We start from the raw sequence: 17,727 nt of genomic DNA, 5'->3' as shown, positions 1-17,727 counted from the left end.
ATGTCGGACTCCGACGCCTATATCGCTTTGATCAGCAGCCTGCCGGGCTCGGAACGGTTGTTTGTAGCCAAACAGCCGCCCTTGTCGCGCCTCCGCCTTGAGCGGCGCTTGACGGCGCTGACGTCCGAGGACGCGCGCGTTTTGAAGGCGTTGGAGCATGCTCTGAACTGGGGCGGCTATGACATGGACGTGACGGATGCTCAGGCGATCAAGCGATGCAAAGAAGCATTAGAAGATACGCCGCAACCAACTTTGCGGAAGATCCTTGTGGAGCGCATGGATCTGCGCACCGCCGTTGCCGCACTGCGCCTGCGCAAGCAAGGCGGTGGCGCCCCGTCAGGGGTATTCGGAATGGGGCGTTGGAGCCGGCACATCCCCGAGAATTGGGGCGATCCTCATTTCCGTCTTGAAGGCGCGATGCCGTGGATCAAGGAAGCAAAACAGCTGTTGGATACCGAAGACCCTTTGGGACTGGAGCGCTTGCTCTTGTCCGTCAGTCACAAGCAACTGAAACGACACGCATCTCGTCATTATTTCGATTTCGAAGCGGTGGCGATTTATGTGCTGAAATGGAACATTTTCGACCGCTGGGCGCAAAGCAACGCGCAGGACGCGGCCAAGAGATTTGAACATCTGGCGCAACAGGCCATGGCCGATGTCGCTGATATCGATTTTGAGGGAGCATACGCATGACCGCCCCAACCCCCGCCACGCAGACCGCCACCGCCCGCGTCGTTTCGGTGCAGGAGGGGTTGGTGCAGATCCAAGCCAACGTCGACGCTTCGGGCCAGCCCGGACAGCTGGTCAAGAACGAGGTGGTTTTCATCCTGCCCACGCGCCCCGGCCCAGGCGGCAGGCAAGAGCGGCTGAAGGCCGAAGTGTTGCGCGTACGCGGTGATACAGCGGATGTTCAGGTCTATGAGAGCACCGACGGTGTCGCGGTCGGCGATCCGGTAGAACAATCGGGCCAGTTGCTGTCGGTCGAACTCGGGCCTGGCTTGCTGGGGCAGGTGTTTGATGGCCTGCAGTCGCCGCTGCCCAAGGTGGCCAGCGAGTTTGGAACATTCCTGCCGCGCGGGGCAGACGTTGCCCCGCTGGATGATCAGGCAAAATGGTCGTTCACGCCGTCCGTTAAGGTTGGGGATACGGTCACAGCAGGCGACAGCATCGGAACGGTGCCCGAAGGCCACTTCAGCCACAAGATCATGTTGCCCTTCAATTGGACAGGCGACTACAAGGTCGTTTGGGTCCAGAAGGGCGCGGCCACGATCCACGACATCGTTGCCCGACTGGAGGATGAGCAGGGCGGTGAACACACACTCACCCTTTCGCAGAAATGGCCGGTACGGCGCCCCTTGCCAGAGAGTATCCTCAAACGCGCCCTGTCCGAACGCCTCTACCCGACCGAGCCGGTTCTGACCTCGCAGCGCCTGATTGATACATTCTTCCCAATCGCCCGCGGCGGAACGGCCTGTATTCCCGGCCCGTTTGGAGCGGGCAAGACGGTGCTGCAAAACCTGATCGCGCGGAACGCCAAGGTAGATATCGTCATCGTCGTGGCCTGTGGCGAACGCGCCGGTGAGGTGGTCGAGACGATCCACGAATTCCCCAAGATGACCGACCCGACAACTGGCGGCAGCCTGATGGATCGCACGATCATCATCTGTAACACGTCCTCAATGCCAGTCGCCGCGCGCGAGGCTTCGATCTTCACCGGCATCACGTTGGGCGAGTATTACCGCCAGATGGGCTACGACGTTCTGCTGATCGCCGACAGCACCAGCCGTTGGGCGCAGGCGATGCGCGAAACCTCTGGTAAGTTGGAAGAAATTCCAGGCGAGGAGGGCTTTCCGGCCTACTTGGAAAGCTCGATCAAGGGTTTGTACGAACGCGCGGGCGCGTTGAAGACCAATGATGACGATCTGGGCAGCTTGACCCTGATCGGGACTGTGTCACCTGCCGGAGGCAACTTTGATGAGCCGGTCACGCAGTCCACTCTGTCTACGGTGAAATGCTTCCTCGGCCTGTCCTCAGAGCGGGCCTATAAGCGGTTCTATCCGGCCGTTGACCCGATGCTCAGCTGGTCGCGCTACACGGATCAGCTTTCCGACTGGTACGACAAGAACGCGGAACCCGGATGGACAGGTAAGGTCCGGGACCTGCTGGCCCTGATCGAAAAAGGTGAGCAAGTCGACCAAATGATGCAGGTCACCGGCGAAGAGGGTGTCACCATCGAGGATTTTGTCACCCAACAAAAAGCGCTGTTTGTGGATATGGTTTACCTGCAGCAGGATGCCTTTGATCAGGTGGACGCAACTGTTCCCTTGGAGCGGCAAAAGATGACCTTCAAACTGGTCTACGACGTGACCCAGTCGAGTGCCGACTTCACTGACAAAGCCGAAGTGCGGCAGGTGTTCACGCAACTCACCGGATTGATGAAAAACTTCCACTACGCAGCCGAGAACACGCCGGAATTCAAATCAATCTGGCAGCAGATCACCGATCTCTGTCATGAAAAATTCGGAGTCTGAGGAGTTGCTTGCCATTTAGGACGGAAAGCCGACTGGTGAGGACAATGTCCGTGAGTATTCTGGTTGGCTTAAGCATCGGTCCCAAAGCTGTTGCATACTTTTGACAGCCCAAAGTGTCTTGGGCCGGAGCACGCCTTTCGATGTCATCGCGTTGAGAACCTATCCATGATTCCGTCATAGCACTTGATATCCGAAGGATGCTATGCGCGAGGGCCATATCGTAGGCGCGTTATTTTTTCTTTTACATTGACCAATTTACAGGCAGATGGATCGACAAACCTCGGGAAGATGCGCAGCTGAAATTGGACTAGTTTGACAGATCTACTGCTCTGGCGAACAATTGGCATTTGACGAAGCCGAGCCAAGCACAACGACCATGAGCCAGAATTTCTCCCGGCGACTGACGGATCTTCTGATCCGTATCTACCCGGACCATGACCATACAGAATTATCCGAGCAGATTGTGCAAGCGTTCTGGCCGTCCGGCCACCACCAAAGAAAGCAGGGGCGAAAGCCCGGCAATGGTCTGTGGTCGGAGCGGGACAGTGTTCTGATCACTTACGGCAATTCCATCGAAGATCAGGTTCATAAACCGCTGGACCTGTTGCACGATTTTCTTGTGCGTCATCTGCAAGAGGTCGTAAACGGTGTGCATATCCTGCCTTTCTTTCCCTTCACATCCGACGATGGGTTTGCGGTGTCGGATTACTACAGCGTCAGCGCGCAATTGGGGGATTGGCCGGACATCACGCGCATCGCGGATGATTTCCACCTGATGTCGGATCTTGTGCTCAACCACGTGTCTAGTCAGGGGCTATGGTTCAACAACTACCTGCAGGGAAAACCGCCGCATGATAGGTTCTTCTTCGAAGCCAAGCCCGAAGATGATCTGCAGCCGGTGGTACGGCCCAGAACCACCCCGCTTTTGCGTCAGGTTGAAACGAGCCGTGGCGACCGTCACGTCTGGTGTACTTTTAGCCACGATCAGATTGATCTGGATTTCCGCAATCCAGAGGTGCTGATCGAAATGCTTCGGATCATCCGACTGCATATCGACAAGGGCGTGCGCATCCTGCGGCTGGATGCCGTGGCCTTCATCTGGAAAGAGGTGGGCACGACCTCGATCCACCTTCCTCAGACGCACGCGATCGTGCAACTGCTTCGGCTGCTTTGCGATTTCACGACTGAGACGGTCGTCCTGCTGACCGAAACCAATGTTCCGCGCACCGAGAATTTAAGCTATTTCGGCAATCGGAACGAGGCGCATGCGGTCTACAACTTCCCCCTGCCTCCGTTGATCCTGCACGCCATGCAGTCTGGCACGGCACGATATTTGCGTGATTGGCAGGCGGCCATGCCTCCGGCACAATTGGGGTGTGCCTATCTGAACTTCACCGCCAGCCATGATGGCATCGGGATGCGGCCCGCAGAAGGGCTGCTGCCGCCCGAAGAAAAGACGCGGATGATCGACACCGTGCGAAAGCTGGGCGGGCTGGTTTCCATGCGCGCCTTACCGGATGGTCGCGAAGAACCTTATGAATTGAACTGTGCCTTCTTCGAGGCCATGCGCGCGACCTTCAACGGCGAAGATCAGTTTCACCTGGCGCGTTTTATCTGTTCGCAGACCATCGTAATGTCGCTTGAGGGCATTCCCGCGTTCTACATCCATTCCCTGCTGGCCACACCCAACGACCATGAGGCGGTGGAACGTCGCGGGATGAACAGGGCGATCAATCGGCATCGCTGGCACTATCCGGACCTGTTGTCAAAGCTCGCCGACCCCGGATCGGATCAATCCCGAGTGTTGTCGGAAATGTCGCGCCGGTTGCGTATTCGTGCGCAGCAGTCGGCGTTCCACCCGAATGCGACGCAGTTTACCTTGCGGCTCGACGAAAGGGTCTTTGGCATCTGGCGGCAGAGCCTGGATCGAAGCCAATCCATTTTCGCCCTTCACAACGTGTCTTCGGATCACGTTCAGATCAACCCGACGGAAGTGAACCTGATTGCCGAAGAAACATGGATGGACGCTCTGACCGGCGAGGTCTTTGGTGCCAATATGTCCGAATTCTCACTGGCGCCTTACCAGTGTCGCTGGATCACGAACGCCCCTGCGGTGTGAACTCATCCAGATCCAGCGCGACCGCTTCGCTCAGGTGGTGCAGGAACTCGGCATCTGCGGCATGGACCCGGTTCCATGTCGGGATGAACGGCGTTTCATGGGGGTTCTCCAAAAAGACCCGCCCGGCGCGGATGATGTTTTCGGCAAACAGCTCGATCGACTTTTCCTCGGTATGGCGATCAAGCGCCAAGCCGTTCATCTTTGCATCGGTATAGTACCCCTCAAGCAAATCCAACGCCGAGCGATAATAGGTCGCTTTGAGCGTCCGGAACGTGTTGGTAGTGAATACGGTGCCATCTGCGGCCAGTTTGCGGAAAATGGCCTTGCAGATGTCGGTCGACATTCGGCTTAGCCCGGTGTTGGCATCCTCGGGCGACAGCTTCTGATGCTTGTGATCGTAATTGTCGGCAATCTCGACCTGGCAGACGGACTTGGGCGCGAGGTTCCTCCAGGCTTCGGAAAGAACGCCGATTTCCAGCCCCCAGTCCGACGGGATGCGCAGATCGGGCAGGGTCGATGTGCGAATGGCAAACTCGCCTGACAGCGGATACCGGAAGCTGCGTAGGTAATCGATGTAGTCCCGATCTCCGATCACCTTTTTCAGCGCGATCAGCAGAGGGCTGACCAGCAGCCGAGTGACACGGCCGTTCAGGCTGCCATCGCCGATGCGCGGATAAAAGCCTTTGGCCATCTGGAACGGGAAGGTTGGGTTGACTACGGGATAGACCAGCCGATCGAGCATATCCCGTTTGTAGGTCACGATATCGCAGTCATGGATCGCCATAACTGAGCTGTCGGCGCAAGCCAGCAGATAGCCGATACAGGACCAGACGTTTTTGCCCTTGCCCGGTTCCTGTGGTGCAAGGCCAAGGTCGCGCAGCCGGTCTTCCAGCTGCAACATCCGGGGGCTGCTATTCCAGATCACAACATGTTTCTGGGGCAAACGGTCAAAAAACGCCCTGGCGCTTTGGTATTGTTCTGCGTCGGCCTGATCGAGCCCGATGATGATGCGATGCAGGTAATTGACCCTGGACAGCTCGTCGATAATCCCCGTAAGGGCCGGGCCTTCCAGTTCTGAGTAGAGACAAGGCAGGATCAGTGTCACCTTGCGTGTTTCGGCAAAGACCGAGATTTCGTGCACCAGATGCTCGGCCGGACGGCTTCGAAGGTTGTGAAGCGTGGTGATGTTTCCGTTCTGATGGAAGTCTGCCATTTGGGCTGCCTGTCTTGGTTAGCTGTCTTTGTGATCGGATGCGGTGAGGGTCAGAATGGCCTCGGCCCAGCCTTCGGGGCCTTCGCGTATGGTTCTGAATATCCACTGCTCGTCTTCGAGTGCCTGGACCGGAATGGGTGCACCATGCCGGTTTGCGACAACGACACCAGTGTCGGCGGCAAGGATCATTTCCAGATCGTTCGGTGCATCCCCAAGAGCGATGGTTCTTTCGGGTTTCAACTGGCGGATCACGTCGGACATGGCATCCGCTTTGGTCTTTCCGAACGACAAAGTGAGAAATCGACCGCCTTGCCTGGCCTTTAGACCGTACCGCCCGGCTTCGGAGATAAACCCGTCAAGATCTTCTGGCGCGCCCTCCCACACGCCCGGTTCGCTGAAATGCCGATCCTGGGCTTTCTCTGCCTCGACGAGATCAAGGCCGGTCCTGTCGCTCACCTCCTGCACGCTCATATCTGCGAAGCCGCGAAAGCCGGGTGGGAGGTGTTGCAGGATATTCAGAATGTTCAGATATTCAGATGGCCCGCCGGTTTCTGGGTGGCCCGGTGCCAGAATGCCAGCACCATTTTCAACGATCGACGGCATGTTCGAAAAGCCGATGGCTTGGCGAAAGCCAATAATCTCAGCAGCGGTTTTACTGCTGGCTAGCACGAGCCCCGCGCCAAAGTCCCGAAGCCGTTTTAGTGCGGGTTGCGCCGCGTCCCAGCTATAGTCGTGATGGTTCAGCAGAGTACCATCGAGATCGGAGAAAACCAGAAGTGGCAGGCGTCGGGACATGGCTTCTGACTAGCATCCGAGATCGCGCGGCTACATCTCAAATCAGAAGAACATGCGGATTTAGTGTTTAAAAAATCAGCAGACAAGTATGGTAGCTGAAAAAATAGGCAAACTAGGCCGGCAATACCTAACTTAGCCCACTCCCATGTGCACTGGACGCGCAGGAAATGAAAACGGATAAAGCTAAGAAAGGGTATCCGAGCATTGAACTTTGTGTCTGTTCCGGATCACCTGCACGACAGCGCGAGCGAAGGAAACTGACCATGCCCAGCAATGTAGAACCGAGCATCCGCCAGCTCAAAGCGCTTGAGGCGGTTGCCCGCACCGGCAGTTTCACAGCTGCAGCAGAAGAGTTGGGCGTCTCTCAACCCACGGTTTCAAACCTGATCGTCGCCTTGGAGCGGCAAACCGAGTGTCGCTTTTTGCGGCGGGGCAACAAGGGTATTGAAACCACCGAAATGTTCGAAACACTGCGCCCGCAAATCAAGGCTTTGCTGGCGTTGAAGTCCGAGGTCGATCTGGCGATTGGCGCGCGGAAAGACCTGAAGTCGGGCAGCTTTTGGGTGGGCTATTCGACCTATCAGATCGCCATGCCTCCAATTGCCCGATTTATCCAGACCCATCCGCGTGTCACCCTGAATGCGCGTGCCATGGCAAGCCTCGACCTGTTGCCCTTGCTGCGCACCGGTGATCTGGATGTCGCCTTTGTCACCGCGCTCGAACCGCTGGAGACGATGCATTGCCAAAGGGTGGCATCGTTCCGGATCGGCATTGTCGCCCAAAGCGAAGGTGCATTGCGAGACGTCGAGACCCTCAGTTGGGCGGATGTCGGGAAACTGAGACTGATACAGCGGGAGCCAAATGCCGGTACGCGTCAGATCTTCGAACGCGCGGCCTCAGATGCTGGTATCGTGCCGGAAACCATTCTGGGCCTCGGCTCCTGGGGGTCGATCACCTCTCTGGTCAGGGCTGGCGTGGGCGAAGGGGTAGGCTTCGAATCGGAGTTGGTGGCCGCAGACAAGGATCTGAAATTCATCCCGATTAACGATCAAAAACTAAGCGCTCATCAGTTTTTGGTTTCGATGCCTGCGATGGCTGCGTCGGCCACTGTCCGACAATTCTATGAAATTACACAAGAAACTTTGGCGAGCGTTAACGAACAGGCGCGCCATAGTTTAAAGCTATAAACGCTCACTCATTATTAAACTGTTACAATAGCCCCTTAACCGGGTCGTCGAACAAACCTGGAGGTTGTCATGACGATCCGTCATATTCTGATGTCCACTGCCGCGACGATGATTGCGGTTCCCGCGCTGGCAAATTGCCCTGGCGCCACCGTCGCTGATCCAATGGGGCTGGAGCCCGCTTTCCCGCAGCAGTTGGAACTGGCCGAGCTGCAATCGGCTGCATCCTGCACCCTGGAATTCTCGGAAAACCCAGCGATTGCCGACCTGAACGGCAAAATCCTTGGCAACGCCGACCTAGCCGCTGTTGCAGACCGTTTGCCGACCGAGCCTCTGGTCGTGATGCCCTATGACAGCATCGGCCAGTATGGCGGCGCGATCACCGGCATCTCGAAAGCGACCGAGTCGGGCACGTCGGACCTTCTATCTGTGCGCCATGTGAACTTTGTGCGCTATGCGGATGACCTGCAGACGGTTGTTCCCAACGTTGCCAAGGCGTGGGACTGGAACGAAGACAAAACCGTTCTCACGATCACGCTGCGTGAAGGCCACAAATGGTCTGACGGCGAACCCTTCACCGCCGAAGACGTTGCCTTTTGGTACAATGATCTGCTGCTGAACACCGACATTCTGGAAAAAACCCCGGATCGCTGGCTGTTTGCAGGCGAGCCGATCAAGGTTGAGGCGGTTGATGATGTGACCGTCCGCATGACCTTTCCGGTGCCGACGCCGGGCATTCTGAACCGCTTTGCCGTCGACTATGGCCAGCCGTTCCAGCCCAAGCATTTCCTGGGCCAGTTCATGCCCAAATACAACGAAAACGCCGATGCGCTGGCGCAGGAATACGGTTTCGCCAACGGCGCCGAAGCGGTTGATTTCTACTACGGCGGCTCGGATTGGAAAGACGTTCCCTCGCCGCTGCTGAAAGACGCCGACAAAGCCGCTGCGATTGGCCGTGCGGTTGTGCCGACGCTGGAAAGCCACATCGTTGTCGAAGAGACCTCGGAAGGCCGCAAACTGGTGGCGAACCCCTATTTCCACCAGGTCGACACTGCGGGCAACCAGTTGCCCTATATCAACGAAATCGTTGAGAGCTATGTCAGCGACAAGGAAGTTCAGAACCTTAAGGTCATGAACGGAGAGGTTGTCTGGAAACAGCAGGCGATCTTCCTGGAAGACTTTCCGCTGCTGAAAGAGAACGAAGCCAAAGGCGGCTACACGATCCAGTTCGCGCCGACACTGGGTGAAAACGTGTTCTTCTCGTTCAACCGCACCCATAACGACGAGGTGCTGCGTGAAATCTTCAACGATGTACGCTTCAACCGTGCCATGTCGTTGGCGATGAACCGTGATGAAATCAACGAGATCGTCTATCTGGGTCAGGGCACACCAATGCAGGGTGTTCCGGCCGAGCCCAAGACCGTGTCGTTCATCTCGGATGACGTGCTGACCAAGGACATCGCCTATGACGTTGAAGGTGCCAAGGCCCTTCTGGCCGAAATGGGCCTGAGCGACAGCGACGGCGACGGCACGTTGGAGCGCCCGGACGGCAAGCCTCTGGTCATTCGCTTGGTCTATTCCTCGCAGGGTGTGCCGGTGAAAATGATGGAGCTGGTGCGGGACTACTGGACCGCCGTGGGCGTGCGCGTCGACCTGAAAGAGGTCACCTCGGATGAATACCGCGCCTCGGGCAACAACAACGATCTGGACCTGACGACCTGGAAATATGACGGCAATGCCGGCCCGACCATCTCGCAGGACACCACCGTTTTCGTGCCGCCCTTTGGCGACTTCTTCAACCCGGGCACCGGTGCCAAATGGGCCACATGGAAACAGACCGATGGTGCTGAAGGTGTTGAACCCCCAGCCGATATCCAGAAGCTGTGGGAGCTGAGCGAGCGGTTCATTCAGGCTGAGTTCGGCTCGGACACCAGCAACGAAATCGGTGCGGAAATCGTCAAGATCCACACTGACAACATGCTGAAGATCGGCACCATCGGTGACATCGTTGCTCCCTTCTTGTGGCGCAATGACCTGCAGAACGTCAAACCCATCAAGTCGAAAACCTACGACTTCTACTGGACCTACCCCTACCGCCCCTCGCAGTGGTGGCTGGAACAGTAACCCCCATACGGGTTTGACATTTTCCTCCGGGGCGTTTGCAGCAGACGCCCCGGAGTTTGCAGTCCAAGCTGCAATCTTGGGACAGACGCATGCTCAGATTTACCGCCGAACGACTAGTAGGGATGGCTATCACGATGCTTCTGGTGTCGATGATGGTATTCCTGATCATGGAAATCCCGCCCGGAGACTACGCCGACCGCTACGCGTTTCGGAAATACTCGGGAACCGGGGTCAACGTAACCGAGGCCGATGTGCAGGCCATCCGTCAGGAGCTGGGTTTGGACAAGCCCATGTTGCTTCGGTATTTCGACTGGATTGGCGGCATCGTTCTGCGCTGGGATTTCGGGCAGGCATTTGCCTTTGAAACCTCGGTCACCAAGGTGATCGGTGACAAGGTCTGGCTGACCGCAGGCATCCTGTTCGCAACGCTGATCCTGACCTATCTGATCTCGATCCCCGTTGGAATTTATGCGGCCGTGCGGCGCGGCTCGGCCATTGATTACGGTCTGACGATTTTCTCGTATCTGGGCCTCGCGCTGCCGAACTTTCTGCTGGCGCTGGTCATGCTGTATTTCGCCAACCGCTGGTTCGGCGCGGATATCGGTGGCTTGTTCTCGGCCCAGTATCAGGACGCGCCTTGGAGCGTGGCCAAGGTCTGGGACATGCTGAAACACCTGTGGTTGCCCGCGGTGGTTCTGGCCTGGTCGGCGGTGGCCTACCAGATCCAGACCGTGCGCGCGACCATGTCGGATGAACTGAACAAGCTGTCCGTCACCGCAGCCCGCGCGCGCGGTGTGCCCGAGCGGAAGTTGCTGATCAAATACCCGGCCCGGCTGGCGATCAACCCGGTCGTCTCGACCATCGGGTTTGACGTGAACCGGATCTTTTCCGAGCTACCGATCGTGGCCGTGGTTCTGGGCCTGACCGAACTGGGTGAGCTGCTGCTGAAAGCGTATCTCGACCTCGACATGAACGTGGCGGGTGCGATCCTGCTGATGCTGACCTTTGCCATCGTCTTCATGAATTTCCTTTCCGATCTGCTGTTGGCGTGGCTCGACCCGCGCATCAAGCTGGGGGCGTGACATGACCGATATGACAGATCCCGAGATGACCCCGGCCCAGCGTCGGGCTGCGGAAAAAGAACGTCAGCAGTTGCTGAAATACTACTCGGCTTCGCAATGGACCCTGATCTGGTGGCGTTTCAAAAAGCACCGCGCCGCGATGTATGCCTCGATCGTGCTGGGGCTGATGGCGCTGGCCGGATTGTTTGCCGAATTTGTCGCCCCCTATGGCCCAGTCACGCGCGATACCTCCTATATCGAAGGACCGCCGCAAATCCCGCGCTTTTGCGATGACAACGGATGCTCGGTCGTGCCCTTTATCACCGGCACCAAGACCGAGCGTGATCCGGTGACCCTGCGGGCCGTCTCGGTGCCCGATCCCGAGGTGCGCAACTATCTGGGGCTGTTCGTCAAAGGCGAACCGGTCAAGGTTCTGGGCTTTATCCCAACCGACCGCCACCTGATCGGCTTGCAGAACCCGGAGGCCAAGATCCATTTCTGGGGCACGGATGATCTGGGGCGGGATGTGTTCTCGCGCACCATCTATGCCACGCGGACGTCTCTTTCGATTGGTGTGATCGGCGTGCTGATCTCATTTGTACTGGCGCTGATCATCGGCGGGATTGCCGGGTATTTCAGCGGCCTCATCGACAACGTCATCCAGCGTGTGACCGAGGTGATCCGGGTGGTGCCCATCATCCCTCTGTACATGGGTCTGGCCGCCGCCATGCCTAAGGAGTGGTCGACCACACAGGTCTATTTTGCGATGACACTGATCCTTGGCCTCTTTGGCTGGCCGACACTGGCACGGCGCATCCGGTCTCAGCTTCTGTCGATCCGGAACGAAGACTATGTGGTTGCGGCCCGACTGGCCGGTGCGCGCCCCAAGCGCATCATCGGTCAGCACATGCTGCCAAGCTTCACCAGCTTCATCATCGTCGATCTGGTGATCTCGTTCCCCTACATGATCCTTTCGGAAACCGCGCTGTCCTTTGTTGGCCTCGGCCTGCGCCCGCCGTCAGTCTCGTGGGGTGTTCTGTTGCAACAGGCGCAATCGGTCCGCGCGATCGAGCAAACCCCATGGCTGTTCATTCCCGCCGTATTCGTGGTGGTGGCCGTTCTCGCCTTCACCGTGATCGGCGACGGGCTGCGCGACGCGGCTGACCCCTATGCGGAGGCGAAGTGATGGCAAACATCCTCGACGTCAAAAACCTGACCCTGTCTTTCCGCACCGATGAAGGGCTGATCCAGCCGGTTCGCGATGTCTCGTTCTCGCTTGAGAAAGGCAAGACGCTGGGCATCGTGGGTGAAAGTGGCTCGGGCAAATCCGTGTCGACCAAGGCGGTGATGCAGCTGCTGCCCGGCATTGCCAGCATCGGTCAGGGGTCCGAGATCAACTACGTCATGAAGGACGGCAAATCCGTCGACCTGGCCAAGGTGCGCCCCCATGACCCACGCATGGGCGTGATCCGCGGCGGCGAGATCGGGATGATCTTTCAGGAGCCGATGGCCAGCTTTTCGCCGATCTACACCATCGGCAACCAGATCATGGAGGCGATCCAGCTGCATCGCGGGCTGAACAAGCGGCAGGCGCGCGAGCTGGCGATTGAGATGCTGGACAAGGTCGGCATCACCAACCCCTCCGCCCGCGTGGATCAATTCCCGCATGAGATGTCGGGTGGCATGCGCCAGCGGGCCATGATCGCGCTCGCCCTTTCGGCGGGCCCGCAGCTGCTGATCGCGGATGAGCCGACAACCGCACTGGACGTGACCATTCAGGCGCAGGTTCTGCAACTGATGCGTGATCTGCAGACCGAGCTGGGCATGAGCATGATTTTCATCACCCACGATCTGGGTGTGGTCGCTCAGGTCGCGGACGACATTGCAGTGATGTATAAGGGCGAGATTGTCGAGCGCGGCACCGTGCGCGAGGTCATCAACAACCCGCAACAGGCCTATACTCAGCGCTTGCTGGACGCGGTTCCGCGATTGGACAAGGTCGTCCCGCCTACACCGTTGAAAAAGAGCAAAAAGCTGATTGACGTTCACAATCTGGGCGTCGCGTTCGAGGTGCGTAAGAAGAAACTGTTCCGAACCGAGGTTGAAACGGTTCGCGCGGTCAGTGACATCACTTTTGACATCCTCAAGGGCGAAACCGTGGGCCTCGTTGGCGAAAGCGGATCGGGTAAAACCACCGTTGGACGCGCGATGTTGCGCGCCATTGATCCCAGCGAAGGCGAGGTGATCTTTCACCGCAAGAAAAAGGGCGATATCGACCTTGCCCACGCCTCCGAGGCCGAGCTTCGTGCGGTGCGCAGCAAGATCAACATGGCGTTCCATGAAGGCCCGGTTCAGTTGCACAACCTCGGTGGCAACTTGCTACGCAGCTTCCGCCCAGAAATGAGCCTTGTCTTTCAGGACCCGTATTCCTCACTGAACCCGCGCATGACGGTGCGGGATATCATCGCCGAACCGCTTGTGGCCTCGGGCCTGATGACAGACCGGGATCAGATCGACGAGCGGGTGCGCGAGATCGCGGCGCGTTGTAAGATCGATCTGGAGCATCTGCGCCGCTTCCCGCATGCGTTCTCCGGTGGGCAGCGGCAGCGGATCTGCATTGCGCGCGCGCTGGTTTCCAAGCCCAAGTTTGTTGTTTGCGACGAATGCGTTTCGGCGCTGGATGTGTCGATTCAGGCCGAGATCGTTGCGCTTTTGAAGGACGTGCAGGCCGAACTGGGTGTCAGCTTCCTGTTTATCGCGCACGATCTGGCGGTGGTCGCGCAGATCTCGCATCGGGTGGCGGTGATGTATCAGGGGCGGTTCATGGAATATGGCCCGACCGACAAGATCTTTTTCAGCCCGCAGCACCCTTACACCAAGGCGTTGCTGTCCGCCGTGCCGCATCCCGATCCTGACGCCGAATTCAAGCCGATCCGCTTTGACGGCGACATGATCCATCCCGTTGCCTCAAATGGCCCGGACGGGGTGTCGCTGCGCATCCGGGATCAGCCCTCGGACAAGCCGATCCAATTGGTGGAAGTGGATGAGGGGCATTTTGTTGCCTGTCATCTGGATCAGCACGTGACCACGGAAAGGACCAAGGCGCTGGAACCCGCTTAGCCGGTCGAAACACCCTTGCCGGGGTCACCGGAAAACTGTAGCCAAGCCATAGCTCAAACCTATGTTACGGCAACCTTCATATAGAAGATGAATGACATGATTGATCACACCCAAAAACTGCCATCGCCGCATTTCGGCGAACCGTATCTGTTGACTCCGGGTCCATTGACCACGTCGCTGCCAGTGAAAGAGGCGATGTTGCGCGACTGGGGCAGCTGGGACGCAGATTTCCGCGCCATGACGGCTGAGCTGCGTAGCCGCCTGCTGGATATTCTGGGGCAGGACAAAGCCCGCTATGACTGTGTGCCTTTGCAGGGCAGCGGCTCCTACGTGGTCGAGGCGATGCTGGGCAGCTTTGTACCCAAGGACGCCAAGGTTCTGGTGCTGTGCAACGGCGCCTATGGCAAACGAGCGGTACAGACTCTGGGTTATCTTGGTCGTGACTACGCCGTGATCGACATGGGGGACTATCTGCCTCCGCGCGGGGATCAGTTGGCAGAGGCGCTGCAGGCCGACCCCGCGATCACGCATGTGCTGGCCATCCATTGCGAGACCAGCTCGGGCATCCTCAACCCGCTGCAAGAGATCTCGGACGCGACACAGGCGGCGGGTCGAAAGCTTCTGGTCGATTCCATGTCGGCCTATGGTGCTGTTCCGCTCGAGCCGCATGTGATCCCGTTTCAGGCCATGGTCAGCTCGGCCAACAAATGCATCGAAGGCGTGCCGGGCTTTGGGTTCGTGATCGCCGAAACAGATGCGATCAAGGCGGCGGAAGGCAACAGCCATTCGCTCAGCCTGGATGTTCACGCCCAATGGGCCGCGATGGAGAAAACAGGCCAGTGGCGCTTTACCCCGCCGACGCATGTGGTCGCGTCCTTCATCGAAGCGCTGCGCGCGCATGAGGCCGAGGGCGGCGTCGCCGCACGGGGCGCGCGGTATCTTGAAAACCGCAAGACGCTGGTCAAAGGGATGCGCGCGCTGGGCTTTGTCACATTGCTTGATGATGAGTGGCTGTCGCCGATCATCACCACTTTCTTCTGCCCAGATCATCCGAGTTTTGCGTTTCCGGATTTCTATAACCGCATGAAAGCGCGCGGATTTATCCTGTATCCCGGTAAACTGACCGCAGCCGAAAGCTTCCGCATTGGCCACATCGGACAGGTCGATGCGCATGTGATGCAAGCGGTCGTTGACACCGCAGCCGAGGTGCTGCGTGACATGGGGGTCGACAGTGCCAGCCCCTCGGACGAAACACTCAAACAGAAACAGGTTGAACCTGCCTGACGAAAGGAAAGACAATGAGCAAATTCAAAGCCGCCGTGTTTGATTGGGCGGGGACAATGGTCGATTTTGGATCATTCGCGCCGATGGGCGTGTTTGTGAAGGTCTTCGCAAAGTTCGATATCGAAGCCACGATCGAACAGGCCCGCGCACCGATGGGCGCGCCCAAATGGGATCACATCCGCTCCATGATGGATATGCCCGAAATCGCCGCCCAGTGGGAGGCGAAATACGGCAACGCGCCAACCGATCAGGATGTCGACAAGGTTTACGAGATCTTCGTGCCGATGAACGAAAAAGTCGCTGCCGACTACGCGGATCTGGTTCCGGGTGGCAAAGCTGCGATTGATGATCTGCGGTCCATGGGCCTCAAGATCGGATCGACCACGGGCTACACCCGCTCGATCATGGAGAACGTCCTGCCGGTTGCCGCCGCTCAGGGCTATGAGCCGGACAACCTAGTCTGTTCCGACGACCTGCCAGAAGGCCGACCCGGCCCGCTGGGCATGTATAAATGCATGGTTGATCTTGTGGCCTATCCGCCTGCGGCTATCATCAAGGTCGATGACACCGAGCCGGGCATCAAAGAGGGTGTCGCCGCTGGCTGTCTGACCGTGGGCGTATCCCTGTCCGGCAATGCTGTGGGTAAAACACCGGAGGAACTGGCTGCACTTTCCGCAGATGAGGTTGACGCGCTGCGCCAGCACGCGACCAAGATCCTGAAGGACGCCGGAGCGGACTATGTGATCGACACGGTTGCCGATCTGCCCGCGCTGATCCGTGGACTGGACGGCGCAGAGGGCTGACCCCATGCTGAAGAAGGCTCCGCGCAATTTTCTGTTCATCGTCATCGATCAGTTCCGCGCGAACCTTCTGACGGGCGCTTTGGGCCAGCATGTGCCGCTGCCCAACATCCGCGCTCTGGCCGCGCAATCGGTGCATTTCCGCAACCATCATACGGTTGTGGTGCCTTGCGGTCCGGCCCGTGCAAGCCTGCTGACGGGCCAATACGCCATGAACCACGGATCGGTTCAGAACGGCGTTCCGCTGCGGCGCGATATTCCCAACCTTGCAACAGCGCTGCGCTCCATCGGGCGAGAGCTGTTGCTGTTCGGCTATACGGATACGCAGCCTGATCCCAGAGGCTTGCACCCGAATGACCCGGCGCATCTGTCCTACACAGGGCCGATCCCGGGGATCACCGAGGTCACCGAGATGCGTGAGGAAGCGTGGGAGTGGCTCGCCCATCTCAGATCGCGTGGTTATGACGTGCCGGATGCGGGCGACCTGACCGCGCTTTACAGACCTCAGAACAACATGCTCGGAGGGCCAGCGCTCTATGATGCGCGAGACAGTGATACCGCGTACCTGACCGACCGGGTTTTGGCGCATCTTGACGTTCGCAAATCACAGCCATGGTCTGCCATGGTCACCTATATCCGGCCGCATCCTCCGTTTGTTGCCCCCGCGCCGTATAACGATTTGATCAACCCGCAGGACATCCCGCCACCGGTTGAGGCCACTTTTGAGCATCCGTTTTTTGAAGCCTATCATTCCAGCCCAAGCGGCCCGGACATGTTCTGGGGTTTTGACGGACAGCAAGACGCAATGACGCCTGAGCAGATCGCGCTGTGCCGGGCCACCTATCTGGGACTGGCCGCCGAGGTTGATCACCATATCGGTCGACTTTTTGAGTGGTTGCGAAATGTGGGTCAGTTGGACGACACGCTGATCGTGTTGACCGCCGATCACGGAGAGATGCTGGGCGATCTTGGTCTTTGGGGAAAACAGACCCCGTTCCGCGCCGCGTCCCACGTGCCCCTGATGATCGGGCATCCAGATCTTGAGCCTGAAGATATCGACGCATTGACCCAGTCGATTGACGTGGCCCCGACGGTTCTGTCGGCGCTTGGGGCTGCACCGCCCTCTGAGATGCGGGGCTGCAACCTTTTGGCGCCCGAACGACCCTACGGGCACGAGGCCATGGTCGAGCTTGAGCTTGGATCAGAAAACGGCCAAGGGCGCTTTGAAACCGCATGGCAGTGCCCACCCGATCATTGCCGCGCCCTCGCGTTTGAGAAAGACGGTTATCGGCTTGCGCATTTCGCGACGGATATTGAGCCAATGCTGTTTGATGTCGAAAATGATCCTGATTGCGCCCGGAATCTCGCGCGGGAAGATCTGCCCCGACTGCATCTCCTGCGGGCTGAGGTGCTGTCACACAGAATGAGAAAAGGCTCGGTCTGAGGTAACCTCGGGGCCTGACCCCCAAAGCTTAAAAAGGTTGAAAAAGCAAAGA

At 58.3% G+C, this 17,727-nt stretch carries 13 protein-coding genes; 11 read left to right on the top strand and 2 right to left on the bottom strand.

The genetic code is table 11. The annotated features are described in order from the left end of the window. From ACR0JF_RS07505 to ACR0JF_RS07495, 3 genes are all read left to right on the top strand, one after another. Positions 1–693 (top strand): hypothetical protein, encoded by a 693-nt coding sequence (locus ACR0JF_RS07505; protein WP_170661427.1) that lies wholly within the window; start codon positions 1–3, stop codon positions 691–693. Continuing rightward, positions 690–2,531: a V-type ATP synthase subunit A gene (locus ACR0JF_RS07500; protein WP_170661428.1), complete on the top strand. Its 1,842-nt coding sequence runs from the start codon at positions 690–692 to the stop codon at positions 2,529–2,531. The genes ACR0JF_RS07505 and ACR0JF_RS07500 overlap by 4 nt, the downstream gene beginning before the upstream one ends. A gap of 376 nt (positions 2,532–2,907) precedes the next feature. After that, entirely contained in the window at positions 2,908–4,650 is a 1,743-nt protein-coding gene (locus tag ACR0JF_RS07495) for a sugar phosphorylase (RefSeq protein WP_170661429.1), read from the top strand. Here the strand turns inward: ACR0JF_RS07495 and ACR0JF_RS07490 are convergent. Next, the gene (locus ACR0JF_RS07490) at positions 4,628–5,863 is read right to left on the bottom strand and encodes a glycosyltransferase family protein (RefSeq protein WP_170661430.1); all 1,236 of its coding nucleotides are present in this window, start codon (positions 5,861–5,863) and stop codon (positions 4,628–4,630) included. The genes ACR0JF_RS07495 and ACR0JF_RS07490 overlap by 23 nt on opposite strands. 18 nt (positions 5,864–5,881) lie before the next feature. After that, entirely contained in the window at positions 5,882–6,658 is a 777-nt protein-coding gene (locus tag ACR0JF_RS07485) for an HAD hydrolase family protein (RefSeq protein ID WP_170661431.1), read from the bottom strand. Between the two features lie 263 nt (positions 6,659–6,921). Between ACR0JF_RS07485 and ACR0JF_RS07480 the strand changes: the two genes are divergently transcribed. The 8 genes from ACR0JF_RS07480 to ACR0JF_RS07445 all read left to right on the top strand — a co-directional run bounded on the left by ACR0JF_RS07480 (position 6,922) and on the right by ACR0JF_RS07445 (position 17,675). Beyond that, positions 6,922–7,845 carry a LysR substrate-binding domain-containing protein gene (locus ACR0JF_RS07480; protein ID WP_170661432.1) on the top strand — a complete coding sequence of 308 codons (924 nt, stop codon included), beginning with the start codon at positions 6,922–6,924 and terminating at the stop codon, positions 7,843–7,845. A 69-nt stretch (positions 7,846–7,914) separates the two neighbouring features. Next, the gene (locus tag ACR0JF_RS07475) at positions 7,915–9,966 is read left to right on the top strand and encodes an ABC transporter substrate-binding protein (protein ID WP_170661433.1); all 2,052 of its coding nucleotides are present in this window, start codon (positions 7,915–7,917) and stop codon (positions 9,964–9,966) included. A gap of 89 nt (positions 9,967–10,055) precedes the next feature. Then, a complete protein-coding gene (locus ACR0JF_RS07470; protein ID WP_480555242.1) occupies positions 10,056–11,048 on the top strand; it encodes an ABC transporter permease in 993 nt (330 codons plus the stop codon). 1 nt (position 11,049) lies between these two features. Next, positions 11,050–12,213: an ABC transporter permease gene (locus ACR0JF_RS07465; protein WP_170661434.1), complete on the top strand. Its 1,164-nt coding sequence runs from the start codon at positions 11,050–11,052 to the stop codon at positions 12,211–12,213. Then, positions 12,213–14,147: an ABC transporter ATP-binding protein gene (locus tag ACR0JF_RS07460; RefSeq protein WP_170661435.1), complete on the top strand. Its 1,935-nt coding sequence runs from the start codon at positions 12,213–12,215 to the stop codon at positions 14,145–14,147. The genes ACR0JF_RS07465 and ACR0JF_RS07460 overlap by 1 nt, the downstream gene beginning before the upstream one ends. A 96-nt stretch (positions 14,148–14,243) precedes the next feature. Continuing rightward, positions 14,244–15,431, top strand: coding sequence for a 2-aminoethylphosphonate--pyruvate transaminase (locus ACR0JF_RS07455; protein WP_480669081.1), 1,188 nt, complete (start codon positions 14,244–14,246; stop codon positions 15,429–15,431). A gap of 14 nt (positions 15,432–15,445) precedes the next feature. Next, positions 15,446–16,234 carry a phosphonoacetaldehyde hydrolase gene (phnX, locus tag ACR0JF_RS07450; RefSeq protein WP_170661437.1) on the top strand — a complete coding sequence of 263 codons (789 nt, stop codon included), beginning with the start codon at positions 15,446–15,448 and terminating at the stop codon, positions 16,232–16,234. 4 nt (positions 16,235–16,238) lie between these two features. Next, positions 16,239–17,675: a sulfatase-like hydrolase/transferase gene (locus ACR0JF_RS07445; RefSeq protein ID WP_170661438.1), complete on the top strand. Its 1,437-nt coding sequence runs from the start codon at positions 16,239–16,241 to the stop codon at positions 17,673–17,675. The last annotated feature ends 52 nt before the right edge of the window (positions 17,676–17,727 follow it).

This window comes from Ruegeria sp. BG11, assembly GCF_056538565.1.
The sequence above is the reverse complement of the archived record's forward strand: the minus strand, read 5'-3'. Positions and strand labels throughout refer to the sequence as shown.